The organism is Janthinobacterium sp. AD80, from assembly GCF_002878455.1.
Classification (GTDB): Bacteria; Pseudomonadota; Gammaproteobacteria; order Burkholderiales; family Burkholderiaceae_D; genus Janthinobacterium.
This window is the reverse complement of sequence record NZ_NRDQ01000160.1, coordinates 1-24,677: the sequence shown is the minus strand read 5'-3', so window position 1 is coordinate 24,677 and position 24,677 is coordinate 1. Positions and strand designations below refer to the sequence as shown.

General features: G+C 65.1%; 24 protein-coding genes. 8 read left to right on the top strand and 16 right to left on the bottom strand.

Features of this window, described 5'->3' with window-relative positions; genetic code table 11:
• Nucleotides 1–164 precede the first annotated feature (164 nt).
• Nucleotides 165–743, bottom strand: a complete 579-nt coding sequence (locus JaAD80_RS24225) for a DNA-3-methyladenine glycosylase (protein ID WP_102298353.1) — start codon at nt 741–743, stop codon at nt 165–167.
• Nucleotides 744–995: 252 nt separating this feature from the next.
• Between JaAD80_RS24225 and JaAD80_RS24220 the strand changes: the two genes are divergently transcribed.
• Nucleotides 996–1,862: an HDOD domain-containing protein gene (locus JaAD80_RS24220; protein WP_102298364.1), complete on the top strand. Its 867-nt coding sequence runs from the start codon at nt 996–998 to the stop codon at nt 1,860–1,862.
• Nucleotides 1,863–1,968: 106 nt separating this feature from the next.
• The gene (locus JaAD80_RS24215) at nt 1,969–3,177 is read left to right on the top strand and encodes a hypothetical protein (RefSeq protein ID WP_102298363.1); all 1,209 of its coding nucleotides are present in this window, start codon (nt 1,969–1,971) and stop codon (nt 3,175–3,177) included.
• 13 nt (nt 3,178–3,190) lie between these two features.
• On the opposite strand, the gene JaAD80_RS24210 is transcribed toward JaAD80_RS24215, so the two are convergent.
• Both JaAD80_RS24210 and JaAD80_RS24205 read right to left on the bottom strand, forming a co-directional pair.
• Complete coding sequence (locus tag JaAD80_RS24210) at nt 3,191–3,733, bottom strand: DNA-deoxyinosine glycosylase (RefSeq protein ID WP_258003154.1); 543 nt, start codon at nt 3,731–3,733, stop codon at nt 3,191–3,193.
• A gap of 33 nt (nt 3,734–3,766) precedes the next feature.
• The gene (locus JaAD80_RS24205; protein WP_146012513.1) at nt 3,767–4,645 is read right to left on the bottom strand and encodes a hypothetical protein; all 879 of its coding nucleotides are present in this window, start codon (nt 4,643–4,645) and stop codon (nt 3,767–3,769) included.
• 160 nt (nt 4,646–4,805) lie between these two features.
• Between JaAD80_RS24205 and JaAD80_RS24200 the strand changes: the two genes are divergently transcribed.
• Both JaAD80_RS24200 and JaAD80_RS24195 read left to right on the top strand, forming a co-directional pair.
• Nucleotides 4,806–5,234 carry a DUF962 domain-containing protein gene (locus JaAD80_RS24200; protein ID WP_102298350.1) on the top strand — a complete coding sequence of 143 codons (429 nt, stop codon included), beginning with the start codon at nt 4,806–4,808 and terminating at the stop codon, nt 5,232–5,234.
• Between the two features lie 136 nt (nt 5,235–5,370).
• On the top strand, nt 5,371–5,820 hold the full coding sequence (locus tag JaAD80_RS24195; protein WP_102298348.1) for a glycine zipper 2TM domain-containing protein: 450 nt from the start codon (nt 5,371–5,373) through the stop codon (nt 5,818–5,820).
• Between the two features lie 21 nt (nt 5,821–5,841).
• Here the strand turns inward: JaAD80_RS24195 and JaAD80_RS31645 are convergent, their stop codons facing one another.
• On the bottom strand, nt 5,842–5,973 hold the full coding sequence (locus JaAD80_RS31645; protein ID WP_258003153.1) for a hypothetical protein: 132 nt from the start codon (nt 5,971–5,973) through the stop codon (nt 5,842–5,844).
• A gap of 227 nt (nt 5,974–6,200) precedes the next feature.
• On the opposite strand from JaAD80_RS31645, the gene JaAD80_RS24190 reads away from it, so the two are divergent.
• From JaAD80_RS24190 to JaAD80_RS24180, 3 genes are all read left to right on the top strand, one after another.
• Nucleotides 6,201–7,145: a DMT family transporter gene (locus JaAD80_RS24190; protein WP_102298346.1), complete on the top strand. Its 945-nt coding sequence runs from the start codon at nt 6,201–6,203 to the stop codon at nt 7,143–7,145.
• Nucleotides 7,142–7,645 (top strand): GNAT family N-acetyltransferase, encoded by a 504-nt coding sequence (locus JaAD80_RS24185; protein WP_102298345.1) that lies wholly within the window; start codon nt 7,142–7,144, stop codon nt 7,643–7,645. The genes JaAD80_RS24190 and JaAD80_RS24185 overlap by 4 nt, the downstream gene beginning before the upstream one ends.
• 573 nt (nt 7,646–8,218) lie before the next feature.
• A complete protein-coding gene (locus JaAD80_RS24180) occupies nt 8,219–8,398 on the top strand; it encodes a hypothetical protein (RefSeq protein ID WP_092796620.1) in 180 nt (59 codons plus the stop codon).
• An 11-nt stretch (nt 8,399–8,409) separates the two neighbouring features.
• Here JaAD80_RS24180 and JaAD80_RS24175 read toward each other — a convergent pair whose 3' ends face one another.
• The 12 genes from JaAD80_RS24175 to ada all read right to left on the bottom strand — a co-directional run bounded on the left by JaAD80_RS24175 (nt 8,410) and on the right by ada (nt 23,360).
• Complete coding sequence (locus JaAD80_RS24175; protein ID WP_102298343.1) at nt 8,410–9,855, bottom strand: glycine betaine ABC transporter substrate-binding protein; 1,446 nt, start codon at nt 9,853–9,855, stop codon at nt 8,410–8,412.
• Nucleotides 9,856–9,923: 68 nt separating this feature from the next.
• Entirely contained in the window at nt 9,924–11,150 is a 1,227-nt protein-coding gene (gene hutI, locus JaAD80_RS24170) for an imidazolonepropionase (protein WP_102298342.1), read from the bottom strand.
• Nucleotides 11,151–11,162: 12 nt separating this feature from the next.
• The gene (locus JaAD80_RS24165) at nt 11,163–11,738 is read right to left on the bottom strand and encodes a HutD family protein (protein ID WP_102298340.1); all 576 of its coding nucleotides are present in this window, start codon (nt 11,736–11,738) and stop codon (nt 11,163–11,165) included.
• Nucleotides 11,738–13,102 carry a formimidoylglutamate deiminase gene (locus JaAD80_RS24160; protein WP_258003152.1) on the bottom strand — a complete coding sequence of 455 codons (1,365 nt, stop codon included), beginning with the start codon at nt 13,100–13,102 and terminating at the stop codon, nt 11,738–11,740. Before JaAD80_RS24160 ends, JaAD80_RS24165 begins: the two co-directional genes overlap by 1 nt.
• Complete coding sequence (gene hutG / locus JaAD80_RS24155) at nt 13,099–13,902, bottom strand: N-formylglutamate deformylase (protein ID WP_102298337.1); 804 nt, start codon at nt 13,900–13,902, stop codon at nt 13,099–13,101. The genes JaAD80_RS24160 and hutG overlap by 4 nt, the downstream gene beginning before the upstream one ends.
• Nucleotides 13,903–13,955: 53 nt before the next feature.
• Complete coding sequence (gene hutH / locus JaAD80_RS24150) at nt 13,956–15,515, bottom strand: histidine ammonia-lyase (protein ID WP_102298336.1); 1,560 nt, start codon at nt 15,513–15,515, stop codon at nt 13,956–13,958.
• Nucleotides 15,516–15,523: 8 nt separating this feature from the next.
• Nucleotides 15,524–17,233, bottom strand: coding sequence for a urocanate hydratase (gene hutU, locus JaAD80_RS24145; RefSeq protein WP_102298334.1), 1,710 nt, complete (start codon nt 17,231–17,233; stop codon nt 15,524–15,526).
• Between the two features lie 127 nt (nt 17,234–17,360).
• Nucleotides 17,361–19,034 (bottom strand): amidohydrolase, encoded by a 1,674-nt coding sequence (locus JaAD80_RS24140; RefSeq protein WP_102298359.1) that lies wholly within the window; start codon nt 19,032–19,034, stop codon nt 17,361–17,363.
• Nucleotides 19,035–19,101: 67 nt separating this feature from the next.
• Nucleotides 19,102–19,740, bottom strand: a complete 639-nt coding sequence (locus JaAD80_RS24135; RefSeq protein WP_102298332.1) for a GNAT family N-acetyltransferase — start codon at nt 19,738–19,740, stop codon at nt 19,102–19,104.
• Nucleotides 19,741–19,880: 140 nt separating this feature from the next.
• Complete coding sequence (locus JaAD80_RS24130; RefSeq protein ID WP_102298357.1) at nt 19,881–21,545, bottom strand: mechanosensitive ion channel family protein; 1,665 nt, start codon at nt 21,543–21,545, stop codon at nt 19,881–19,883.
• A gap of 73 nt (nt 21,546–21,618) precedes the next feature.
• Nucleotides 21,619–22,308, bottom strand: a complete 690-nt coding sequence (locus tag JaAD80_RS24125) for a 2OG-Fe(II) oxygenase (RefSeq protein ID WP_102298331.1) — start codon at nt 22,306–22,308, stop codon at nt 21,619–21,621.
• The gene (gene ada / locus JaAD80_RS24120; protein ID WP_102298329.1) at nt 22,305–23,360 is read right to left on the bottom strand and encodes a bifunctional DNA-binding transcriptional regulator/O6-methylguanine-DNA methyltransferase Ada; all 1,056 of its coding nucleotides are present in this window, start codon (nt 23,358–23,360) and stop codon (nt 22,305–22,307) included. Before ada ends, JaAD80_RS24125 begins: the two co-directional genes overlap by 4 nt.
• 180 nt (nt 23,361–23,540) lie before the next feature.
• Here ada and hutC point away from each other — a divergent pair, with 180 nt between their 5' ends.
• Nucleotides 23,541–24,260: a histidine utilization repressor gene (gene hutC, locus JaAD80_RS24115; protein ID WP_102298355.1), complete on the top strand. Its 720-nt coding sequence runs from the start codon at nt 23,541–23,543 to the stop codon at nt 24,258–24,260.
• Nucleotides 24,261–24,677: the final 417 nt, after the last annotated feature.

Below are 24,677 nucleotides of genomic sequence, written 5' to 3'. Positions count from 1 at the left end.
CCGCGCATGGCAGCGCGGATGAGCAGGCGTTCCAGGACCCGGCCAGCGCCGCGCGCGGCACGCACACGGAACGCCGCGCGGCTGCACAGTGCGCTGCGCGGTACGCCCCACGGCAAGGCCGCAGGTGGCGCAGCGCGCAAGCAGCGCGCCACCTGAGCCCTTCGCTACGCGGCGGGCACGCGCATGGGTTTGCTTAAATACGGCGACCCGGCCAGCACGAAACGCCACGGCGTCTCCATCGCCTTGGAAATGCCGATGCGCGGGCCCGCCTGCACCGTCACCGCTTCCTCGCGCGCGAGCAAGGCGAACGGTGGCGCATCGAGCGCCAGGCGATTGTGCAGATGGCTCACGCCCAGCGCCTGACAGACCTTGCCCGGCCCCGAGCACAGCAGCCGCAAGTCCGCCACGCCGCGCCGTTCACGCATGGCATCGATGCCCGCCAGCGGTTCGATGGCGCGGATCAGCACGCCAGCGCCATGGCCCGGTTCGCGGCACACAAAATTCAGACACCAGTGGATGCCGTATGAGCGGTACACATACGCATGGCCGGGCGGGCCGAACATGGCCGCGTTGCGCGGCGTCAAGCCGCCATACGTGTGCGACGCCGGGTCCAGCCGGTCATACGCTTCCGTTTCCACGATGCGTCCGCCCACGCCGTCGACCAGCACGGTGACGCCGATCAGCTGGCGCGCCACGGCATGGGAATCGTCCGCGAAATCGATACCGGCAAGGATGTTTTTCATGCAGCAATTGTAGCGCCGCCCCGGCCGCCGCACGCCGCCTGGCCACTTGAAAACAAATAAAAATTACTGTTTCAACCATGAAAATCACCGTCCCGACCGCCACAAAATGGCAAAAAGTGGGGATTTTTTCGACAATCTATTGCTGAGATGAACTATTGCCATCCATAAACAGCGATAATCGTCCGGCACTGCACAACCCGCCCATGCGAGGGCAGCAGTCGCGCAACACGATAACCACCAGGCAAGGCAATGATGATGAGAGCGGCAGCGCAAGTGCAGGTAGTGCAGGAAGATCCGGTTGACGCCTTGATGCGCTCCATCCGTATCCCGCCACGCCCCAGCCTGCTGGTCGACCTGCAGCGCGAACTGGCCGAAGACGACCCGTCGCCGCGCCGCATCGCGCGCATCATCGCCGATGACGTCGGCATGTCGGGCGCCCTGCTCAAACTGGCCAATTCGCCATTCTATGGCGCCGCGCGCAAGGCCAAGTCCGTCGAGCAAGGCATCAATTTTCTGGGCATCAACCAGTGCAGCGCCATGATGACGGGCTTGCTGGCGCGCCAGGCGCTGGAAGCGGAAGGCGTCGAGCTGACCAATTTCTGGGATGTCTCCGCCAAGCGCGCGCGCGCCCTGGTATTTACGTCGCGCAAGCTACGCATCGCCCCGCCCGACATCGCGCATACTTTCGGCCTGTTCTGCGATATCGGCGTGCCCCTCTTGATGAACCGCTTCCCCGACTACGTCAACACGTACGCGGCGGCGGCCAACGATGCGCACAATTGTTTTACGACACTGGAAGATGCGCGCCACCAGACCAATCATGCGGCCATCGGCTGCTTGCTGGCGCGCAACTGGGGCCTGTCCTCCGATGTCTCCTGGGCCATCTTGCACCACCACGATTACACGGTGCTGGCCGACCCGTCCACGGACGACGCCATCCGCTCGCTCGTTGCCCTGTCCTTGCTGGCCGAAAAAGGCATTCAGCGCTACCATGGCAACAGTACCTCGCTGGAGTGGGACAAGGGCGGTAGCCTTGCCTGCCAGCATCTCGGCCTGTCGGAAGAAGAAGCGGCCGACCTGCTCGACGAGTTGCACGAGATGTTCGATACCGACCATTGATGTATCTGGCGGCCGCGTCCGCCTGTATGATCTGTCCGGCGCCAGGCAAGAGCCTTGGCGCCCGTTTCCGTTTGCCTGACCCGTTTTACTTAACCTGTTGATCGCCATGCCCAAAAATAAGCGCCCTGTTCCCCGTAAATCCGCCAACACGCCCGAAGACAAGGATGAAGCCGTCACGCGCATGCTGTGCACCATGGCCCTGAACCTGGCGGAGCAGGAAGACAGCGATTCGCAGGGCACGGTGCTGGCCGAACAAGCCGTGGAATTTGGCCGCCTGATCCGCAAGGCCTTGAATCAAAAGAAAGATGAAGTACTGTACGACGCCGTCGAGCGGGCGAAATACGAAGACGTGGGCGCCTACCAGTACCTGCGCAGCCATATCGAGGAGGCCGCATCCATCGCCGTGATCCGCCGCGACAATGCGCCCGCCATGGAAATCAATGCCTTCGTCGTGCCCCTGCTGGTGCAAAGCACGGGCGGCCTGAAGGAAGCGGACGGTTTCCAGGACCAGGAGGCGTTCGAGGCGCTGGTGAAAAGTTTCCAGCAGGCGCAGCTGGAAAGCGCCAAGGCCAAGGTTGTCCTGATGAGCCATGCCTACGACCTCGACGAGATCGACCGCATCACCTACAGCCATCTGCATGAAATGGTGCGCGACGCCTACAGCTCGATGACGGACAAGAAAATCACCGCCACGCCGGGCCTGGAACGCAGCATCGCCGGCTGGAGCGAGACGGCCTTCGGTGCGCAGGACACGGCCGTCGAACTGCGCTTCCTGCTGGGCTTTGCCCTGAAGCGCGTGGACGATCCCTTCTATGTGGAACCGAAGGACGAAGCGGCGCTTGACGCCTGGTTCGACGCGCGCATGGCGCGCTACCAGCAGTGGACGACGGAAGTGGGCGAGCTCGTCAAGCGCTGCCTGGCGCCGGCCGGCAATGCGCTGGAAGTGAGCTTCCTGTACCAGGATCTGTTCCACGGCGGCAAGGAACAAGGCATGAGCGAATATGCCATGCTGCAAATGATGTCCGGCATCAACCATGCCCTGGCAGAAAACAAGCTGGACGCCGCCGACGTTGCCGTGGTGGCCGGCCCGGCCGACGAGCACGGCGACATGCTGTTGCGCGTGAATGTGTATGCGGCGGACGGCGCACTGCTGCACAGCGCCGACAAGCCGCTGGACCTGGCCGCCGACCTGCAGGACGAAGTCGACGACATCTGCGACGCGCTGGCCACCATCGGCGTGACGCAATTATCGGTGGCGCTGAAGTTCGATGCCAAGGGCCAGCCGCTGGAAGTGCAGGCCTACGCGTCGGCGTAAGCTGGCGACATGCTCAAGGCGCGGCCGGCTCCGGTTGGCCGTGCAACTGCAGCCACGCGTGCAACTTTTGCGCATACGCAAGCGTGTGCGCCGGACTGCTCGACGGCAAGCTGACGATGCGGTAGCGCCGCGCGTGCTCGCCCAGCACCTTGATGCCCAGCTTGGCAGCCGTGCCGCCGTTGAAGGCGATCGTGTGCAGCCGTGGCAGGCTGGCCGCCAGCGCCACCAGGTCGTTGTCGTCGCGTGCGCGGATGTTGCTGTCGAGGCTACCCGCGCGCTGCGCCTGCGCCACCACGTCCCACAGGCCCACGCCGTGCGCCAGCAAGGTCGCCAGGCGGCTGTCGTAAGGCAGGCTGGCCAGGTCGACGCCCAGCACTGCGCCGACCAGCATCCAGAACTTGTTTTGCGGATGCGCATAGTACTGGCTGTGCGCAAGGGATTTTTCGCCGGGCAAACTACCCAGTATCAGCAAGCGCGTGTTGGCGTCGACGACCGGATCGAAGCAACGCTTGCGGGGCTCGGAAGTTGCCGCTGCGCGGGGTAAATGCAGACTCAAAAGTGGCGTCCTGTGCGATGGAGGTTGCGTATTTTACTGTGGCCACCGCACCGGCACCTGCAAGATGCGCTTGTCATCCCACACTTGCACCAGTGCCGTGTGCAATGTGCCCTGCGGCGTGACGCTCTGGCCAACGCCGCTGACATGGTAGGCGTAGCCAGGTCCGTAGCGTTGCGCCACGATCGTGCGCGCCTGCATGGCCACATCACCGTGCGAGGCACGCAGCTGGAACGCCACGCCAGCCATGCCAAGGATCAGGCCGAGGATGGCGGGGATGCGCAGGTTGCGCCGCTTGTAGCCCCTGGCATCGCAAGCGGCCACCACGGCAGGCATACCCAGCTGGCGATACAAATAATAAATGACCCACAATGACAGCACGGCTTCCAGCACCGACCAGAGGCGATAGCCGGGCGCCAGCTTGAATTGCATCACCGTCAGGGACAGCGGCTGCAGGAACAGGAAGTCGAGCGCCAGCACGGTGGGCACGATCCAGAATACCGCCAGCCAGCGCAGCCATACTGCCGCGCGCAGCTTGCCGCGCAGCAGGCAGACACCAAAGATCAGCAAACCGAGATAGGCAAACACATAGCTCCGGATACCCGTCTGCAAGGTTTCCAGCAAGCCTGCGGCGCGCAGCACCACCCAGGCGAACAACAGCACGTAGCCTGCGGACCGCAAGAATGGGGCGGCTGCTTCCGCAAGTGCCGCGGTGGCGGGATCGAGCGGCTTGTCCTGCGGCCGCGCCGCCCATTGGCGCTGTACTGCCGCCTCGTCATCCTGCTGGCGTTGGGCAATTTCTGCTTCGATGCGCTGGCGCCGTGCCGCATCGGCGCCGTCGGCGCCGGACAGGGCTTGCTGCAGGGACGCCATCGAATAGCGCTGGTAGTCAGGTTGGCTGGCTTGCAATGTCACGGATGCCTTTAGTGAATGTGTGGAATGTGTAGAAATATTTCCAATAGGAAATAATATCCTACAATTACCAATACAACAATTCCGCAGCGATTCACCGCGTTCGCCCGCTTGGGTTCCGGTGTAAAATTTCCAGCCAGAACGCCACAATAGAAAGACGCCCATGCGCACCATCGACACCCTGCTGGCCCGGTATGGCGAAAGCCACCGCAACCATGTCAATGAATGGGTGCACATCGTGTGCGTGCCGCTGATCGTGTTCAGCCTGCTGGGCCTGCTGTGGAGCGTGCACGCCAGCGTGGCGCTGCTCGGCAGTATTCTGGCTTTATACTACTACTACAAACTGTCGCGTCCGTTTGCCGCAGGCATGCTGCTGATGCTGGCCGTCATGCTCGGCGTGTTGCTGATCATGCCGCCGCTGACCATCCTTCCCGTGTCGCTGGCCGTCTTCGTGCTGGCGTGGATCGGCCAGTTCATCGGCCACCAGATCGAAGGCAAAAAGCCGTCGTTCCTGGACGACCTGCGTTTCCTGCTGGTGGGGCCGCTGTTCGTGCTGGGCTTCCTGTACCGGCGCCTGCGGCTTGCCTATTGATGGCGAATGCGCGGTAACAGATTCTTACTATTCGCAACTAGTTATCTGTAGCAAGTGTCCTTATGCTAAGTAATACCAGAATTTTCCTGCCGGTCGACGTAATCGGCACACCAACTTTTGTCCAAGGGAGTTCCATATGAAAGCACCAATTATTGCCGTGGCCTTGCTGGCTACACTGGCCGGCTGCGCCGTACAACCGAACTCGGCCAATGTCTACAATGCGCGCCAGGCGCAAAATGAGCAATCGGTCCGCATGGGTACGGTTGAATCCGTACGCCAGGTAACCATCGACAAGGGCGAAACCGGCACCGGCGTGCTGGCTGGCGCGGCGCTGGGCGGCGTGGCCGGCTCGGCTGTCGGCGGCGGCAAGGGCGCCATCGCGGCCAGCATCCTCGGCGCGGTCGCAGGCGGCATCGCCGGCCAGAGCATCGAAGCGAATGCCTCGAACAAGCTTGGCCTGGAAATCACCGTGCGTCTGGACAATGGCGACATGCGCGCCATCGTGCAGGATGCCGATGAACTGTTCCGCCCAGGCGAGCGTGTGCGCCTGCTGTCGGATGGCCGCAAGACCCGCGTGACGCACTGATCCGCTTGCCGGCGCATGCGCTCAGCCGAATGCGCCGGCAGCGAGCAGCAGGGCCGAGGGCGACATGCCCTCATGCAGCCAGATGGCGATCACGGTGGCGACGATCACATACACGAGCACGCTCCATACTTTGATCTGCAGTGAGGCTGGCATGGCATTCTCCTTGGGCGAGGCACTTCGCGATGCAATTGGGAAAATAGTTAATTAATCATAATGTAAATATTTTCATAAATTCAACATTTTCCTGAAGCACTGCGCTGGCTCAATGCCGGCACCTGGCTGCGTACCACGCCACCAGTTTTCCCCGTCTTTAAGCGGCAAGCTCGTTGCAAGCTCGACCGGCACTCGCCATCCCCGCGCGATGCCCGTATACTTGCGCGATGTCCTCTCCTTTCCTCTTCATCATTGCCTGCCTGATCTGGGGCTCCACTTTCTGGGCCATCACCTTGCAGCTGGGCGATGTGGCCCCCGCCGTTTCCGTGGTCTACCGCTTCGGCCTCGCGTCCGCCACCCTGTTTGCCTGGTGCGCGCTGCGCGGCGATACCCTGCGCCTGCCCTGGCGCGCGCAAAAATGGATGCTGCTGCAAGGCCTGGCCTCGTTCGCGCTCAGTTATGTGTGCACCTACAGCTCGGAACAGTACCTGGTCTCGGCCCTCGTCAGCGTGCTGTTCGCCCTGATGGTGTTCTGGACGCCGTTGCTTAACCGCCTCGCCTTCGGCACACCGATCACCTGGAGCACCTGCTGCGCGGCCATGGTCGCCATCTGCGGCATCGTGCTGCTGTTTTACCAGTCGATCGGCGCCGCGCTGCAAGATATTCTGGGCGGCGGCAACGGGCATTTCCTGCTGGGCTTCATGCTGGCACTGGTTGCCACCATCTCGAGCACGGCAGGCAACGCCCTCGTCATGAAAGTGCGCGCCCACTCCGGCAACGTGATGCTGACCATGGCCTGGACCATGCTGTGGGGCACCTTGATGGTGGCCGCCTGGGCCATCGCCACGGGCCAGTCCTGGCAGCTGCCGGCGCGCCCCAGCTACTGGCTGGGATTGCTGTACCTGGCCATCTTCGGTTCGGTGATCGCCTTCAGCGCCTATTTCACCTTAATCGCCCGCATCGGCACCCAAAAGACCGTGTATATCGGCGTCGTCACGCCTGTCATCTCCGTGCTGCTGTCGGTGCAGTTCGAGCATTACCGGCCCGCCCCCATCGAGTGGCTGGGCATGGCCCTGTGCCTGTCCAGCGTGGCCTGGGCACTGACCTCGGGCGCCCGCAAGACAGCGGCCGCCGCCACCCTTTCCACCCCTTCCTCTGCAAAGGCAACATGAGCACTTCCACCCTCGCCATCCGTCCCGCGACCGCATCCGACGTGGCCGCCATCTTCGGCATGATCCACGAACTGGCCCTGTTTGAAAAACTCGAACACATGATGATCGCCAAGGAATCCATGCTGCACGACAGCCTGTTCGGCCAGCATCGCGCGTGCGAAGCGCTGGTCGGCGAGGAAGACGGCACGGTCGTGACCTTCGCCCTGTTCTTCCACAATTTTTCCACCTTCCTGTGCCGCAAGGGCCTGTACCTGGAAGACCTGTATGTGAAACAGTCGGTGCGCGGCAAGGGCTATGGCAAGCAGATGCTGGTGGCCCTGGCGCAACTGGCCGTCGAGCGCGACTGCGGCCGCTTCGAATGGTCGGTGCTGGACTGGAATGAGAACGCGATCAATTTCTACAAGGGCATGGGCGCGGACGTGATGCCGGACTGGCGCATCTGCCGCGTCGCTGGCGATGCATTGACGCAATTGTCGGCAGGCACTCCAAAGCTTGCCTGATTGGCGGGAACGGTAAGAGTAAGTGCCAAAAAAATCCCCGCGGGCTAGCGGCACCGCGGGGTGGAACCCATTGTCAAGTGGGAGGGGGAGAATGCAATCAACGGTTATCAATATAAACGCTACGACTTGTTACCGCGCCCACCTTTACATTTGCTTACCGGGCCTTACATTTTCCTTAAAGTGACAGTTGGCAAGTAACTGTCCATCATTTGCCACACTTTATTTCCGTGGCTCAATCAATGTGCCATGCAAGCCGATATGTTGTGGCGCAAGCCCATTGCTACCCTGCGATTTTCTATGGATTTGGTACACTGTCAGGCAGGCGATGCAGCCAGCAACCACGGCAAAAATGACCATGCGACGATCTCCTTGAATGTGCTTTTGGGTATCAGGGTCTGCGGCTGAATCATGACTTGGCCAGCAGGAAAGATTCAGTGTGGCATCTTCGGCCAGTGGGGCATTGCGGAATATCAAACGTGCCTATTTGGCGGCCGGACCGCGTTTGATACGCCGCAAAATGGCGGCATTCCGCTCACACAAAATGAACGAATCGCTACGCACTGGAGCCTCATCATGAATGTCTCTGCCAAACCGCTCGTCATGAAACTGTACCGCGCCTATCTGCGTTCCCGCCTGGAACGCTACACGCGCGACTTGCAAGCCATCGCGGAACAGCGCGAAAACGACTTCCAGGCCGAACGCATCCTGCACCAGGCCGTCGTCTCGGTGCGCTCGAAACTGCACTCGCTGTAGCCGTGGTGCCGTCAGCGCTGCCGGCCGGCCACGGCCCAGCGCTCCACCAGCTCGAACAAGCCTTGCGTCAAGAGGGCCAGCACGGCAGCGGGGATGGCGCCGGCCAGCAGCATGTCGTTGTCATTCAATGCCAGTCCGATGGTGATGCGTTCGCCGTAGCCGCCCGCGCCGATGAAGGCGGCGATGGTGGCCGTGCCCACGCTCATCACGGCCGCCGTTTTAATGCCCGCCAGCATCACCGGCAAGGCCAGCGGCAAGTCCACGTGCAGCAGGCGGTCACGCTTGCTCAAGCCCAGCGCCAGGGCCGCCATGCGCAAGCCTTGCGGCACCTGCAAGATGCCCGTGCAAGTGTTGCGCACGATGGGCAGCAGCGCGTACACGAATAGCGCCAGCAGCGCCGGCACGGTGCCGATCATGCCCAGCACGGGTATCAATATCGCCAGCAAGGCCAGCGACGGCACCGTCTGCAGCACGCCGACGAACGCCAGCACCGTTTGCCGCAGCGGCGCGGAAAACGCCGCCAGCACGCCCAGCGGGATGCCGATCACGCAGGCCAGGGCCACCGACAGCAGCACCAGGGTCAGATGCTGGCGCGTCAGGGTCCACAGATCGTCGCCGATGATTTTATTTAGCAAACTGCTGCGCGCGGCGACCGGTGCGCTCGCCGGCGCACCCGAGGCCAGCCACCCTCGCGCCACCTGCGCAAACGTCTTGCCATCGATTTCCACGGCCGCATTCATGGCGATCATGGCGCTCTCGCTGATGCGCCCCTGCAGGCCTTGCAAAGCCTGCCAGGCGGCGGGAAAGCGCGGCGGCATATCCAGGCGGTACAAGAGCATGGCGTCGTAGCGGGAAAAATACTGCTGCGTGTCGGCCAGCACGCGCAAGCCGTATTGGCGGATTTTCGCATCCGTCGAATAGATGTCGATCACGTCCACCTGGCGCTGCGCCAGCGCCTCGTAGGCGATGCCGTGATCGAGGCCGCGCGGGCGCTGCGGCAAGCCATAGCGGGCGGCGAGGCCCGGCCAGCCATCGACACGTCCGATGAATTCATGCGACAGGCCGAATGTCAGCGCGGGCTGGCCCGCCAGCTGTCCCAGTTGCGTGATCGAACCATCATCGCCGCGCATGGCCAGCGCATAGGTATTGTTAAAGCCCAGCGGCACGGCCACGCCCAGGCCCAGCGCCGCCAGTTCGCGGCGCATCTGCTCCAGGTCAATCGGCTTGTCGTGCTTGAGGATTTCACTGGCGATGGTGCCCATGTATTCTGCATACACGTCGATGCTGCCCGCCTGCAGCGCGGCCAGCACGATGGCCGTGTTGCCCAGTCCCTGGCGATGTTCCGCCCTGACGTGCGGCGCGGCGCTCTGCTGGAGGATTTCGCCGAGGATATACGATTCCGTAAAGCGCTTCGAGCCCACCTTCAGCGTGCCGCCATCCATGGCATGGGACGGCATGGGAGCGGCGGCGAAGACAAGTAACAACAGCAAGTAAGCAAGACGCACGCGGCGCTCCGGACGGATGATCAATCCGGCAAGCTTACCACCGGCGCGCGCCAGACACCGCCATGCACCACGCCCGCGCACGGGTTCAGGCCCAGCGCATACGCCAGGTCGGCCGGGCGGGCGATGCGCCACAGGGCGAAATCGGCGCGCTTGCCCACCGCCAGGCTGCCCGTTTCCCGCTGCAGGCCCAGCGCGCGCGCCGCGTGGCAGGTAGCACCGGCCAGCGCTTCCTGCGGCGTCAAGCGCCACAGGGTGCACGCCATGTTCATCGCCAGCAGCAGGGACGTCATCGGCGAGGTACCCGGATTGCAATCGGTCGACACGGCCATCGGCACGCCGGCCGCGCGCAAGGCCATGACAGGAGGTTGCTGTACTTCGCGCAGAAAATAATACGCGCCCGGCAGCAGCACGGCCACCGTGCCGTGTTGCGCCATGGCGGCGATGCCATCGGCCGACAGGAACTCCAGGTGGTCGGCCGACAAGCCATCGTAGCGCGCCACCAGGGCCGCGCCGCCCAGGTCCGACAGCTGCTCCGCATGCAGTTTCACGGGCAGGTTCAGCGCCTGCGCCGCGTCAAACATGCGTTGCGTCTGCGCTGGCGTAAAGCCGATGCGCTCGCAGAAGGCGTCGACGGCATCAACCAGTCCATCGCTCGCCAGCTGGGGCAGCATCTGCCCGCACAGCAGCTCGATATATGCGTCGGCGCGGCCCGCAAATTCGGGCGGCAGCGCGTGCGCGCCAAGGAAGGTGGTGCGCACAGATACGGGCAGCTCTTGCCCTATCCTGCGCGCCACGCGCAGCATCTTCGCTTCGCTGTCCGCATCAAGGCCATAGCCGGACTTGATCTCCAGCGTGGTCACGCCTTCGGCCAGCAGCGCCAGCACGCGGGGCAGGCTTTGCCGCAGCAGTTCGTCGTCGCTGGCCGCGCGCGTGGCGCGCACGGTGGACATGATGCCGCCGCCGGCGCGGCTGATGTCTTCATAGCTGGCGCCATTCAGGCGCGCTTCGAATTCGTCGCTGCGGTTGCCCGCGTGGACGATGTGCGTGTGGCAGTCGATCAGGCCGGGCGTCAGCCAGCAGCCCTGGCCGTCAATCAGTACCGCGCCACTGGCCGGCAGTTCGTCGCCAGGGCCGAACCAGGCGATGCGGCCATCCTTGACGGCGATGGCGGCATCCAGCAGTTCGCCGTAGCCCTGCTCCATGGTGGCCAGGTGGACGTTGTGGATGACCATATCCCAGTCTTGCATGCTATGTCCTTATCAGGTGAACAGGTCGACGCGCAGCACGGCCGAACGCTGCAAGGCTTCCAGCCGCCACTCCTGCGCATCGTCGGCATCGAGCAGCAGCGCATCATGGCGGGCCAGCGCGAACTGCTGCTCGCCACCGCGCGCCAGCACGGCGCCATCGCCAGCGACGAACAGCAAAGTCATCCCGCTGCGCCGCACCAGCCTGGCGGGCGCCGTGATCTTTTCCAGCTGGTGACGGCAGCGGTCGCGCCGCGTCATCACATTGAAGTCCGTGGTGACGCCCTTGACCTGCGCATGCACGGCCGCTTCGCCGGGAAACCACAGCATGGGCTGCGCTGCATTCAACACCACCTTGCGCGCGCCATCCAGCGTCAGCTGCACGCTGTCGCCATCGACCAGCATCAGGCTGCGGTCGATGCCGGGAAAGCTGGAAAACGGCCCGTCGGCCGTGATGGTCGCCAGGCTGATGCGCCAGTCGAATGCCATCAGGCCTGCCTCGGGCGGGAAAATGGCGATTTCCATGGTGCTGCCGCCGCCGTTTTTCCACGGCGCGGCGCGCAGACATTCGTGGGCAAGGAAGGTGGCCATCAGAGCGTCCTCAGTTGCGCCAGCGTGCGCCGGTAGGCGGTGGCGATGGCGTCCTGCGCCACATGGCGTGCGCCGCGCACTTGCCACTGGCCGCCGCACAGGACGTCGCGCACCAGGTTGTCGTTGCCGCAGAACAGCACGCTGCCCAGCACATTCTCGATGGCCACGCCGCACAGGTTCACGTGCGCGTCGTCCAGCACCAGCAGGTCGGCGCGGCAGCCAGGCGCCAGTGCGCCGAGCTTGCGCCCGGCCGCCTGCGCACCCCCTTGCAGGGCCGCTTGCCACAGGTAGTCGCCCACGCGGCGTTCATTCGCCGTGGCGGCGACATTGCGCTGCTGGCGCTGCAAGCGCTGGCCATATTCGAGCCAGCGCAATTCCTCCACCGGCGACTGCGACACATGGCTGTCGCTGCCGATGCCGAAACGCCCGCCGGCGGCGATGAATTCGGCCAGCGGAAACAGGCCGTCGCCCAGGTTCGCTTCCGTCGTCGGGCACAGGCCCGCCACGGCGCCGCTGGCGGCCATCCGCGCCACCTCATCGGCCTGCACGTGCGTGGCGTGCACCAGGCACCAGCGCGCGTCGACGTCAAGGTGATCGTACAGATATTGCACCGGGCGCCGCCCGCTGACATCGAGGCACTGGCGCACCTCGCCCTGCTGCTCGGCGATGTGGATGTGGATGGGACGGCCATGCGGCAGCGCTTGCGCCACCTCGCGGATCTGCGCCACGCCGGCGGCACGCAGCGAATGCGGCGCAAAGCCCACCTCCACCTGCCCATTGCGCAGCGGCGCCAGCGCCTCGATGATGCGCAGCACGTCATCCGCACCGGTGCGGAAGCGCGCCTGTTCGGGTTTGAGGGGCTGTGCGCCGAAACCCGCATGGCTGTACAGCACGGGCAGCATGGTCATGCCGATGCCGCTGGTGCGCGCCGCAGCCAGCACCCGTTCCGCCGTTTCCGCAGGGCGCGCATACAGCGCGCCGGCCGCATCGCGCTGCAGGTAATGAAATTCGCACACGGCCGTATAGCCATGGCGCAGGCATTCGGCAAACAGCTGCGCGGCGATGCTTTCCATCTGCTCCGGCGTGATATGGCGCGCGAAACGGTACATCAGCTCGCGCCACGTCCAGAAACTGTCAGGGCCATCGCCTGCCATCTCCGTCATGCCGCCCAGCGCCCGCTGAAACGCATGCGAATGCAGGTTGACCATGCCGGGCAAGACGTACTGCGCCACTTCCGCGCCGGCGGGCGGCGCGGCGTTCTCCGTCACGGCCGTCAAATCGCCGGCCGCGTCCCATTCCAGCAGCACGTCGCGGCGCCAGCCCTGCGGCAGCAGCGCGTGGCGCGCAAACAGACGGGAACTCAACGCCGCACCCACGCCACGGCCGCTTCCATCATCTGGCGCAGCAGCGGCTGCACCTGTGCCGCCAGGTCGGGCCGGTAGCCGAAAGGCGCCGCGTCATCCATGCCAGGTTCATTCATGTACAGGCACTGGCACATCTCCAGCTGGATCGCATGCACGCGCTGCGGCGGCTGGCCGTAGTGGCGCGTGATATGGCCGCCCTTGAAGCGGCCGTTCAGCGCCACCGTGAACTGGTCCTGCGCGCGCGCGATATCGACCACGGCGGACGACAGGCCGCCATCGCAGCTGGCGCCATCGGCCGTGCCGAAGTTCAGGTCGGGCAGCTTGCCGTCGAAAAAGCGCGGCACGTGCGAGGCGATGGAATGCGCATCCCACAGCACCACGGCGCCATGCACGCGCAGCAGCCGGTCCAGCTCCGCGCGCAGCTGCCGGTGATACGGCGCCCAGTAGCGCTGCAGGCGCTGCTGCACGTCCTGCGCATCAGGTTCGCGGCCCGGCAGGTACAGCGGCTCGCGGTGGAAGGTATCGCTGGGCAGCAAGCCCGTCGTATCCTGTCCCGGATACAGATTCGTATCCTCCTGCGGGCGATTCAAGTCAATGGTGTAGCGCGACCAGCGCGCCGACAGCACGGACGCATCCATCTCGTGCAAAAAGCCATACAGTTCGCGCAAATGCCAGTCCGTATCGGCCTTGAGCAAGGCCTGCGGCGTCATGCGCGCGGCGATATCGTCGGGTATGTCGGTGCCCACGTGGGGCATCGACACCAGCAGGGGAATGCTGCCTTCATTGAAACGGAAATCCATGCTTGTCTCCTTGCGCCCGGCGCTTGCCCCAGGGCCGGCCGGGCGTCGGTTTTCTAGGCGTACAGCGGTGCGAACAGGCTCTTGCAGGTGCTGCTCAACTCACCGCGCAAGACCATCTGCTTGGCCGCTTCGATATCGGGCGCAAAGAAGCGGTCGGCGTCGAAGAACGGCACTTTCTGGCGCAGCTGGTGGTGCACATGCTCCAGGTGCGGCGAGGTTTTCAGCGGGCGGTGGAAATCGATGCCCTGCGCGGCGGCCAGCAGCTCGATGCCGACGATGACGGCCGTGTTGTGCGCCATGTCGTCCAGGCGGCGCCCGGCGAACGTGGCCATGCTTACGTGGTCTTCCTGGTTGGCGGACGTCGGCAGGCTGTCGACGCTGGCCGGATGCGCGAGCGACTTGTTTTCAGACGCCAGCGCGGCCGCCGTCACGTGGGCGATCATGAAACCGGAATTGACGCCAGGATCGCGCACCAGGAACGGCGGCAGGCCGGACAAGGTGGCGTCGATCAGCAGCGCGATGCGGCGCTCGGCCAGCGCGCCGATTTCAGCGATCGCCAGCGCCAGGGTGTCGGCCGCAAAGGCGACCGGCTCGGCATGGAAATTGCCGCCCGAGACGATCTCCGCCTGCCCGTTCGGGCCATCCTGGAAGATCAGCGGATTGTCCGTGACGGCATTGGCTTCGATCAGCAAGGTACGGCCCGCATTGCCCAGCAAATCGAGGCACGCGCCCATGACTTGCGGCTGGCAGCGCAGGCTGTACGGGTCCTGCACGCGCTCGTCGCCTTCCAGGTGCGAGGCGCGGATGGCGCTGTGCGCCACCAGCTGGCGGTACATCTGCGCGGCCAGGATCTGCCCCGGTTGTCCGCGCACCGCATGCACGCGCGCGTCGAACGGCGCATCGCTGCCCTTGGCCGCGTCGAGCGACAGCGCGCCCGTGACCATGGCCGCTTCCAGCAGGCGCTCGGCCATGAACAGGCCATGCAGCGCCAGCGCATTCGACACCTGGGTGCCGTTGATCAGCGCCAGCCCCTCTTTTGCCGCCAGCACCACGGGCGCGATGCCCGCCTGCGCCAGCGCCTGTGGCGCCGCCATCAGTTCGCCGTTCACGCGCACGTCGCCCACGCCCAGAATGGCCAGGGTCATGTGCGACAGGGGTGCCAGGTCGCCCGAGGCGCCGACGGAACCCTTGGCGGGAATGGCCGGCATGATGCCCGCGTTGTACAACGCGATCAGGGTATCGACGATCAGCGGGCGCACGCCCGAAAAGCCGCGCGCCAGGCTGCCGATCTTCATCAGCATGATCAGGCGCACGACGGCGTCCGACAGCAGTTCGCCCGTGCCGACCGAGTGCGACAAAATCAGGTTGCGCTGCAATTGTTCCAGCTTTTCATCGGGGATGCGCGTCTTGGCAAGCAGGCCGAAACCCGTGTTGATGCCGTAGGCCGCATCGCCCTTGGCGACAATGGCTTGCACGGCGGCGGCCGATGCCTCGATGACGGGATAGGCCTCGGCGGCGAGTATCAGTCTGGCCGGCGCGGCCCAGACGGCGCGCAGGTCGGCCAGGGTCATCGCGCCCGGTTTCAGGGTCCAACTTTTGGAGTGCTGTGTCATGTTTGCTTTCACTTCGTATTAAGCATCGGCAGGTTCAGATTGTTACGCTTGGCGCAGGCGGCCGCTGTTTCGTAGCCGGCATCGGCATGGCGCATCACGCCCGAGCCGCTGTCGTTGACCAGCACTCTCGCCAGGCGCTTCGCCGCCGCTTCGCTGCCGTCGGCCACGATGACCATGCCCGCATGCTGAGAATACCCCATTCCCACGCCGCCGCCGTGGTGCAGCGAGACCCAGGTGGCGCCGCCGGCCGTATTGAGCATGGCGTTCAGCAGCGGCCAGTCGGAGACGGCGTCGGTGCCATCCTTCATGCTTTCCGTTTCGCGGTTCGGGCTGGCGACGGACCCCGTGTCCAGGTGGTCGCGGCCGATGACGATGGGCGCCTTCAGTTCGCCCGTGCGCACCATCTCGTTGAAGGCCAGGCCGGCGATGTGGCGCTCGCCCAGTCCCAGCCAGCAGATGCGCGCCGGCAGGCCCTGGAAGGCGATGCGCTCGCGCGCCATGTCCAGCCAGTGGTGCACCTGCGTGTGGTGCGGGAACAGCTCCTTGATCTTCGCATCCGTTTTATAGATGTCTTCCGGATCGCCCGACAGGGCCACCCAGCGGAACGGGCCACGTCCCTCGCAGAACTGCGGGCGGATATACGCGGGCACGAAGCCGGGGAAATCGAAAGCGTTCTGCACGCCCTGGTCGAACGCCACCTGGCGGATGTTGTTGCCGTAATCGACGGTGTGCACGCCCATGGCGTGGAAATCGAGCATGGCCTGCACGTGGGCGGCGCAGGAATCGGCGGCGGCCACCGTCAGGCGCGCATGGCGCTGCGGATCCTGCTGCGCCGCCTTCCAGTCCGACACGCTCCAGCCGCGCGGCAGATAGCCGTTGACCAGGTCATGCGCGGAGGTCTGGTCTGTCACCAGGTCAGGCGCCAGGCCGCCGGCCTTGGCGCGGCGCACCAGTTCCGGCAGCACTTCGGCCGCGTTGCCCAGCAAGCCAATGGAAATGGCTTCCTTGCGTTCCGTGTGATATTTGACCAGTTCCAGGGCTTCATCCAGGCTGGCGGCCTGCTTGTCCAGGTAGCGCGTGCGCAAGCGGAAGTCGATGCTGCTTTGCTGGCATTCGATGTTCAGCGAGACGGCGCCCGCCATGGTGGCGGCCAGCGGCTGCGCGCCGCCCATGCCGCCCAGGCCCGCCGTCAGGATCCAGCGCCCGGCCCAGTCGCCGCCGAAATGCTGGCGGCCCGCTTCGGCGAAGGTTTCATACGTGCCCTGCACGATGCCCTGCGTGCCGATGTAGATCCAGCTGCCGGCCGTCATCTGGCCATACATGAACAGGCCTTGCCGATCGAGTTCGTTGAAGTGTTCCCAGTTGGCCCATTTCGGCACCAGGTTGGAATTGGCGATCAGCACGCGCGGCGCGTCCGCGTGGGTCTGGAATACGCCCACCGGCTTGCCGGACTGGATCAGCAAGGTCTGGTCGTCTTCCAGTTCGCGCAGCGAGGCGAGAATCTGGTCGAAGCAGGCCCAGTTGCGGGCCGCGCGGCCGATGCCGCCGTAGACGACCAGGTGCTGCGGATTTTCCGCCACTTCCGGGTCCAGATTGTTTTGCAACATGCGGTAGGCCGCCTCGGCCTGCCAACTCTTGCAAGCCATGACCGTGCCGCGCGGCGCGCGGATGGTACGGCTGGCATCAAAGCGTGGATCGGTGTCCATTGTGCTGTTCATGCTGTCTCCTCGTAGGGTGCGAGCGGACATGCGTGGTCCGCTCTGGTGCTCCCAGCATAGGTTGTCTATACAACCAAGTCAACAGGTTTTTCCTTGGGGTCAGACCCGCCGGGTCTGACCTCAGCCTTTATTTTTTCTCGAACACGCGCTTGCCCGCCACCCACGTCTGCAGCACCTGCGTCTTGCCGATGGCCGCTGGCACCACGGTAAACAGGTCCTGGTCGACGACGATGAAGTCCGCCCATTTGCCCGCTTCCAGCGTGCCGATGACTTTTTCCTGGTGCGCCGCCCAGGCCGCGTCGAGGGTGAAGCAGCGCAGCGCCTCGGTGATCGTCATGGCTTGCTGCGGATACCAGCCGCCGGCAGGGAATCCTTCGCTGTTTTGCCGCGTGACTGCCGCGTGGATGCCTTCGAACGGGTTCGGCGACTCGATGGGGAAGTCCGATCCGCAGGCGATGCGCGAACCTTGCTTGAGGAAGGTGCGCCACGCATATGCGCCCTTGATGCGCTCATGGCCCACGCGCTGCTCCGCCATGTTCTGGTCGGATGTGGCGTGCGTCGGCTGCATCGACGGCACGATGCCCAGCGCCTTGAAACGGGGGATGTCGCTCAGCTGCACCACCTGCGCATGCTCCATGCGGTGGCGCAGGCCCACGCTGTGGTACTGCGCGATCAAGGCCTGGTAGCCGTCGAGAATTTGATGGTTGCCCGCGTCGCCGATGGCGTGCACGTTGACCTGGTAGCCGGCGCGCATGGCTTTTTCCATCTTCGCGCGCATGGCGTCGTCTTTATAAAACAGCAGGCCGCTGGTAGAGGGATCGTCGCTGTACGGTGCCAGCAAGGCAGCGCCACGGCTGCCCAGGGCGCCGTCGGACAGCAGTTTCACGGCGCGCAAGGCGTACATATCGCGCGCATAGCTGGTCAAGGGACCATTTTTCGCCAGCGCGTCGAAGTCGTCCGTCGTATCGGCGATCATGCCGTACACGCGCACCGTCAGCTTGCCATGGTCCGCGTAGTCGCGGAACAATCGGTCCTGCATCTGGCCGATGCCCGCGTCGTGTACGCTGGTCAGGCCCGCCTGCGACAGCTGCGCCAGCGCACCATCGAGGGCGGCGCGGTTTTCCACGTCGCCCGGCTTGGGCAGCACGGCGTCCATCAAGTCCATCGCACTGTCGACCAGCACACCGGTGGCGTTGCCGTCCGCGTCGCGCGCGATCTTGCCGCCGGCCGGGTCTGGTGTGGCGCGCGTGATGCCGGCCAGCGCCAGCGCGCGGCTGTTGGCCCAGCCCGCGTGGCCATCGACCCTGCGCAGCCACACGGGCCGCGCGCTTTCCGCCGCATCGAGTTCCGCCGCTGTCGGGAAGCGCCCCAGCTTCCAGATTTCCTGGTTCCAGCCGCTGCCGATGATCCAGCTGCGTTCCGGATGGGCGCGGGCGAAGTCGCCCACGGCTTGCACGGCGGCCGGCAGCGACGCGGAACCGTACAGCATCACGCCGCTGGCGATGGTACCCAGACCAAACACGTGGCCATGCGCATCGATCAGGCCAGGCAGCACCGTCTTGCCCTGCACGTCGACATGCGTCGCGCCTTTGGCCGCCTTGCGTTTCACCTGCGCGGCGCTGCCGACGGCCAGCAGCTTGCCCGCATCGTCAAAGGCCAGCGCCGTGAAGCGCACCACCTTGCCATGTGCATCGAGCGTGTAGCCGTTGACATTGTCGATGACCGTATCGGCATGGGCGCAACCGAGGGCGCCCAGGCAGGCGAGCGTGAGCAGGGTGCGGCGCAAGGGCAGGGTCGGCATTTCCATCTCCAGGTCTTTCAGTGAATGAATGAAAAGACGAGTGTATAGAAATTGGCAAAATGGTCAATCAGGCAGCGTGCGCGTTTCCTGCTGCGGGCCGTACCATCAGCCAGTAATCGCAGCCCGTGACGGCTTCCGCGTAGCGCCCTGCCACGACAAAGCCCAGGCGGCCATAGAACGGCAGGCTGCGTTCGTTGTACGTCTCCAGGAAACACGCGGCACCGGCCGCATCGACGGCTGCCAGGCCAGGCGCCAGCACGGACGCGCCCAAGCCCTGCCCTTGCGCGGCGGGCGCGATGCCGGCGATCGACAGATACCATGCGTCCTGCAGTCCATGCGGCGCCAGCGCGTGCTCCATGTTTCCGACGATGGCCGTGAAATGGGCAAAGCCCTGCTCCCCCAGCAGCGTGCGCAAGGCGGCTTCGCGCTGCGCATACGCGGCCTGGCGCAGGGCCGCCGGCGTGCCCGTCGTCCAGATGGCGGCGCCAGCACCCGCCTCATTGCACACATCGCCGGCCAGGTCGACGCGGCCCGTCTGCCCGCCCTCGACCAGCGCCAGCGCAAAGTAGGCTTCCAGCATCGCCAGCCGCGCCGTTTCGTCGTCGCCACAGGCCACCGTGACGGTGCGGTAGAACGGGTCGCCGATCAGGGCGGCGGCCAGGCTGCGGGCGGTGCGGGAGGTGTCGGCGGGCGATGGGCTGGACATGGTTCTCTTTCTTTTTTTGGAAACGCCGGCATCTTAACGCAAGCGCACAGGCCTTGCGCCTGGCCAATACCACAGGACACCACGGGCTGGCACTGGTATTTCATGTGGAGCGCCATGGCCGAGCATCATGTCGCGCGACCTTACCTGGCCCCGTCCTCCGGCTTGTGCGCCGGCGCCCTGAACCAGTCCTCCGGCGGCACCACGTGCAATTCTTTCGGGTCATCGATGTAGTGCGGCGAGGTGATTTGCACGTCGAATTCGTTGAAGACATCGATGATGTTCTGGTGCAGCCGGTTCAGCACTTCGGCGCGCTGGCGCGGGACTTCGGCGCTGGCGTAGGCGACGAGGCGGTATTGCACGTAGTAATCCTGCAGGGCCAGCTGCATCACGTACGGTTTTGGCGAAGTGGACAGTTCCACGGTGCGCGAGGCCGCCAGTTCCAGCATGGCGTGCACTTGCCGCCAGGGCGTGGCGTAGCCGATGGTGACGGTGGAGTCGAGCACGAAGCCCCCGCCGGGCTGGGCGCGCGAATAGTTCTTGGTCGTTTGCGACATGACCCAGGCGTTCGGCAAGGCGACTTCCTCACCGAGACCCGTGCGCAGGCGCGTCTCGAACATGCCGACATCGACCACCGTGCCTTCGCTGTCGCCCACGCGCACATATTCGCCCTTGCGCAGGGCGCGCGTGTACATGAGGATCAGGCCGCTGGCGCCCTGGCCGACGATGCTCGACGCGCCGATCGACACCATCAGGCCCACCAGCACGGACAGGCCCTGGAAGGCGGCCGTGTGCGAGCCGGGCAGGTAGGGATACGCCATGGCCAGGGCGAACAGCCAGATCACCACGCTGGCGATGCGGCGCGTCGGCAGGGCCGTGTCCTTGTCGAGCCAGCCGATCTGCAATTCGCCGCTTTCCACGCGCTTGAACAGCGAGGCGGCCGTGGCGGCGATCAGGCGCGCGATGGCGAAGATCACGCACACCAGCACCAGCCCCGGCAAGGCGCCGATGATGGCGTGGACAACGTCGGCGGCCACGTCGAACAGGTAGCCGCTCAGGCTTTCGCCCCACGAGCGCGTGTACGGCAAGCGGCCCAGCACGAAAGCGGCCCACAGATACGTGGCCATCAGGCGCAAGCCCCACAGCACGGCGCTCAGCAGCTGATACGCGAAGGCGATGTAGTGCTCGGCATCGAGCACGCGCACGTTTTTCAGGCGCACGTCGCGCAGGCGCGAGGCCAGCAGGATGCCGCTGCGGCGCTTGGCCCAGCGGTAAAAGCGCGTCAGGCCCATCCACACCAGCCAGAACACCAGGGTGGCGACCGCGCACACGGCGGCGGCGATGGCCAGGTAGCGCCAGCTGCTCTGCTCGCGGTAATCCAGCACGGCCTTGCGCAATTCCTCGGCCGCCACTTTTGCCACGCTTTCCGTCGTGTCGCCGGCCAGCAGGTTGACGTCTCCAGGGACGACGACAAACAGCTGCACGCCGTCGAGCAGCACTTGCGTCCCCTCGGGAATCAGGCGCGTGCCCGCCTGCAGGGGGCCGTTCTTCGCCAGCACGCTTTCCAGGCGGCGCTGCGCGCCAATGGCGCGCTCGTCGGGCGGATATCCGGCCAGCGCGGCGCGAAAGACGAACACCTTGCGGTTGGCAAACATCAGCGGCGCCGACTTGACCATGCCGGCGTTCACGGGCGCCATGGCGGCGGCCGCCTCCGATACCAGCGACGGCGAAGCAGCGTCGTCAGCCGCCTGGGCGCCGGGCAGCAGGAAGAGGGTCAACAGGCATAACAGGCGGAAAAACGCGGACATGGCGGCGATCAAAGGGACGGAGAGTAGCCATCATGCCATGTAATCCTGGAAACTCAAGCGTCACACGTACTGCTCAGCTCGCATCATGAAAAATGATGCCCAGGGTGTGGCGCATCCCGGAACGCAGGCGCGATACGCCATGGCGCATGTTCACCCGGTAACTGCCGCGCGTGCCATTGACGGGCCGCAGGGCCACGGGAAAGAGGACGGCATCGCCCTGCGCCAGCGGCACCACTTCCACGCGCGACTGCATGCGCGGGCGCTGCTCCGTCAGCACGAATTCGCCACCCGTGAAATCGACTTGCGGGCGCGACAGCAAGATGGCCAGCTGCAGCGGGAACACGTGCTCGCCATACAGGTCCTGGTGCAGGCAGTTGTAATCGCCTTCGCGGTAGCGCAGCAGCAAAGGCGTGGGCCGCGCCTGGCCGGCCAGGTGGCAGCGCGCCAGAAAGTCCGCGTGGCCCAGCGGAAATCGGCTGTCGAGTCCCATGCTGGCGTGCCAGCGGTTGGCAATCGCCGCCAGGGGCGGATACAACTGCGCGCGCAACGCGGCCACCGGCGCCGGCAGCGGATAGGCCCAGTACTGGTACTCGCCCTGGCCAAAGCCGTGGCGCTGCATCACCACCTTGCTGCGAAAATGCGCTGCCTCGTCGTATTGCGCCGCCAGCGCGGCGCAGGCATCCGCATCAAGCAAGCCCGGCAGGACGGCGCAGCCGTGGGCGTTCAGCGCCTCTTCAATCGTCTGCCAGTCCAGCGCCATCATGCTTTTCCCTCGCGTTCGAGCAGCGCCTGCTTGCGCTCCACGCCCCAGCGGTAGCCGGACAAGGCGCCATCGTTGCGCACCACGCGGTGGCAGGGAATGGCGACGGCCAGGGCATTGGCGGCGCAGGCGCCCGCCACGGCCCGTGCGCCATGGGGCGCGCCGATGCGGCGGGCCAGCTCGGTGTAGCTGACGGTGCTGCCGGCGGGAATCTCACGCAAGGCTTGCCACACGCGCTGCTGGAAGACGGTGCCGCGCACGTCGAGCGGCAAGTCCAGGCCCAGGCCGGGCGCCTCGACCAGGCCCACCACTTGCGCCACCGTCTGTTCGTAATCGGCTTGCGCGCCGCGCAGTTCGGCGCGGGGAAAGCGGTCCTGCAAGTCGCGCAGCAGCACGGCCGGATCGTCATCGATGAGGATGGCGCAAATGCCCTTGTCCGTGCTGGCCACGAGGATGGCGCCCAGCGAGCAGGCACCAATCGCAAAACGGATCACGGCGCCGCTGCCGCCAGCGCGGAAGGCGCCCGGCGTCATGCCCAGCAAGCCGGGCGTGGCCGCATAGAAACGCCCGCTGGAATTGAAGCCGGCCGCGTACAGGGCCTCGGTGACGTTGCCATCCTGCGCCAGGCTGGCCTTCAGGCGCTCGCCGCGCCGCGCCGCCGCGTAGGCTTTGGGCGTGATGCCCGTGTGCGCCTTGAAGACGCGGTGAAAGTGAAAACGGCTCAGGCCGGCTGCCTGCGCCAGCGCATCAAGCTCGGGCAGCTCGTCGCTGGTGTCGATCAGGCGGCAGATGTCGGCCACGATGGCCGCCTGGCGCTGGGCCAGCGGCGGCAGGTTGGGCTTGCAGCGCAGGCAGGGGCGGAAACCGGCCGCCTCCGCCTGCTCGCAGCTGGCGTGGAAGGCCACGTTGCGGCGCAAGGCGGGGCGCGCCGCGCAGGACGGACGGCAATACACGCCCGTCGTGCGCACGGAATAGTAAAAGACGCCGTCGGCGTCGGGCGCGCGGCGCTGCAGGGCGTCCCAGCGCTCGTCATCGGTAGTGTAAGAATGATGCATGTCGGACTCCGTGCTTGTGATTGGCAAGTATCCAGCATAGCCAGCGCCGGGACGCGCCACACTCCGGCGCTTGCTTTTGAATTCAAAAAAGGCTGGCGGCGCCCGCCTTGCTCGGTGCTAAAATCGTCCATCGCGCCTCCGCCCGGCGGCGCGCCCAGCCCGCGCTTCGGAGAAACCGCATTGGACGATCACAATACACAAGAAAATACGCCCATTTTCCAGCGCATCAAGGATTTTCTGCTGGCCGGCATCGCCGCCGGACGCTGGAAAGAAGGCGACGTGATTCCCTCCGAACAAGCCTTGGTGAAACAATTCGGCGTCTCGCGCATGACGGTCAACCGCGCCGTGCGCGAACTGACGAGCGAACAGGTGCTGACGCGGCGCCAGGGTTCCGGCACCTATGTGGCGCAGCAAAAATACCAGGCGACCCTGCTGGAAATCAAGAGTATCGCCGACGAGGTGCGCGCGCGCGGGCACATCCACCGCAGCAGCTTGCAATTGCTCGAACGCACCAAGGCCTCTGACTTGCTGGCCAAGCAATTCGGCCTGGCGCCGGAACAGCCGCTGTTCCACTCGCTGATCGTGCACTTTGAAAACGGCGTGCCGATCCAGGTGGAAGACCGCTGGGTCAATCCCCAGTGCGCGCCCGACTACATGACGCAGGACTTTTCCAGCATCACGCCGAACGAATACCTGATGGCCGCCGCGCCCCTGCAAGGCGCCACCTACAGCATCGAAGCGCTGTCGGCGCCGCGCGACATCGCCGAAATGCTGGCCATCGACACGAAACAGGCCTGCCTGGTGCTGCGCCGCCAGACGCGCTCGGGCGGCAAGATCGCCTCGATCGCCACCATGTGGCACCCGGGACACCGCTATCAGTTCGCCGGCAGCTTTGCCTGAGACCGGACACGCTGATTCCGTAGCATGATTTCGCGCGAAATTTCTCACGAATTCTCACAAAGACGTGAAAAAACATAGCGCCGTGCGCTAAAAAAAGCCGCGTTTTTGCCGTTTCCGAACTTAACCACTCCGAGTAAATATTCGATGCTATAGTTGCCGCCAGAAAAGCGCGGCAAGCGTCAAATTGCGCGCGCATCCTGTATGCCAGCCGGTCCAATCACGCCCCAGAAAGGGATGCATTTGTCGTATTGCAGCCACACGAGTTTCAGCGCACCACGCCGCCGGCGCCTTGCGCTGCGCCGGCTCGCTCGTACGATGCTGGCCGCAGGCTTGGGGCTGCCGCTTCCCGCACTGGCGCTGACGGCGCCCGTGGGGGCCAACTCGCTGCTGTGGCCGTATGCGGCCGCCAGTGCCACG

Coding starts and splice junctions, on each gene's coding strand:
- JaAD80_RS24165 (WP_102298340.1), bottom strand. CDS start 11,738: ATGGCCACCTTCCTTGCCCACGAATGTCTGCGCGCCGCGCCGTGGAAA.
- JaAD80_RS31645 (WP_258003153.1), bottom strand. CDS start 5,973: ATGCCAGCCTCACTGCAGATCAAAGTATGGAGCGTGCTCGTGTATGTG.
- JaAD80_RS24175 (WP_102298343.1), bottom strand. CDS start 9,855: ATGCCGTCCCATGCCATGGATGGCGGCACGCTGAAGGTGGGCTCGAAG.
- JaAD80_RS24200 (WP_102298350.1), top strand. CDS start 4,806: ATGCGCACCATCGACACCCTGCTGGCCCGGTATGGCGAAAGCCACCGC.
- JaAD80_RS24190 (WP_102298346.1), top strand. CDS start 6,201: ATGTCCTCTCCTTTCCTCTTCATCATTGCCTGCCTGATCTGGGGCTCC.
- JaAD80_RS24195 (WP_102298348.1), top strand. CDS start 5,371: ATGAAAGCACCAATTATTGCCGTGGCCTTGCTGGCTACACTGGCCGGC.
- hutG (WP_102298337.1), bottom strand. CDS start 13,902: ATGGATTTCCGTTTCAATGAAGGCAGCATTCCCCTGCTGGTGTCGATG.
- hutU (WP_102298334.1), bottom strand. CDS start 17,233: ATGAACAGCACAATGGACACCGATCCACGCTTTGATGCCAGCCGTACC.
- JaAD80_RS24225 (WP_102298353.1), bottom strand. CDS start 743: ATGAAAAACATCCTTGCCGGTATCGATTTCGCGGACGATTCCCATGCC.
- hutI (WP_102298342.1), bottom strand. CDS start 11,150: ATGCAAGACTGGGATATGGTCATCCACAACGTCCACCTGGCCACCATG.
- JaAD80_RS24125 (WP_102298331.1), bottom strand. CDS start 22,308: ATGATGGCGCTGGACTGGCAGACGATTGAAGAGGCGCTGAACGCCCAC.
- JaAD80_RS24215 (WP_102298363.1), top strand. CDS start 1,969: ATGCCCAAAAATAAGCGCCCTGTTCCCCGTAAATCCGCCAACACGCCC.
- hutH (WP_102298336.1), bottom strand. CDS start 15,515: ATGACACAGCACTCCAAAAGTTGGACCCTGAAACCGGGCGCGATGACC.
- JaAD80_RS24135 (WP_102298332.1), bottom strand. CDS start 19,740: ATGTCCAGCCCATCGCCCGCCGACACCTCCCGCACCGCCCGCAGCCTG.
- JaAD80_RS24130 (WP_102298357.1), bottom strand. CDS start 21,545: ATGTCCGCGTTTTTCCGCCTGTTATGCCTGTTGACCCTCTTCCTGCTG.
- JaAD80_RS24140 (WP_102298359.1), bottom strand. CDS start 19,034: ATGCCGACCCTGCCCTTGCGCCGCACCCTGCTCACGCTCGCCTGCCTG.
- JaAD80_RS24185 (WP_102298345.1), top strand. CDS start 7,142: ATGAGCACTTCCACCCTCGCCATCCGTCCCGCGACCGCATCCGACGTG.
- ada (WP_102298329.1), bottom strand. CDS start 23,360: ATGCATCATTCTTACACTACCGATGACGAGCGCTGGGACGCCCTGCAG.
- JaAD80_RS24220 (WP_102298364.1), top strand. CDS start 996: ATGATGAGAGCGGCAGCGCAAGTGCAGGTAGTGCAGGAAGATCCGGTT.
- JaAD80_RS24180 (WP_092796620.1), top strand. CDS start 8,219: ATGAATGTCTCTGCCAAACCGCTCGTCATGAAACTGTACCGCGCCTAT.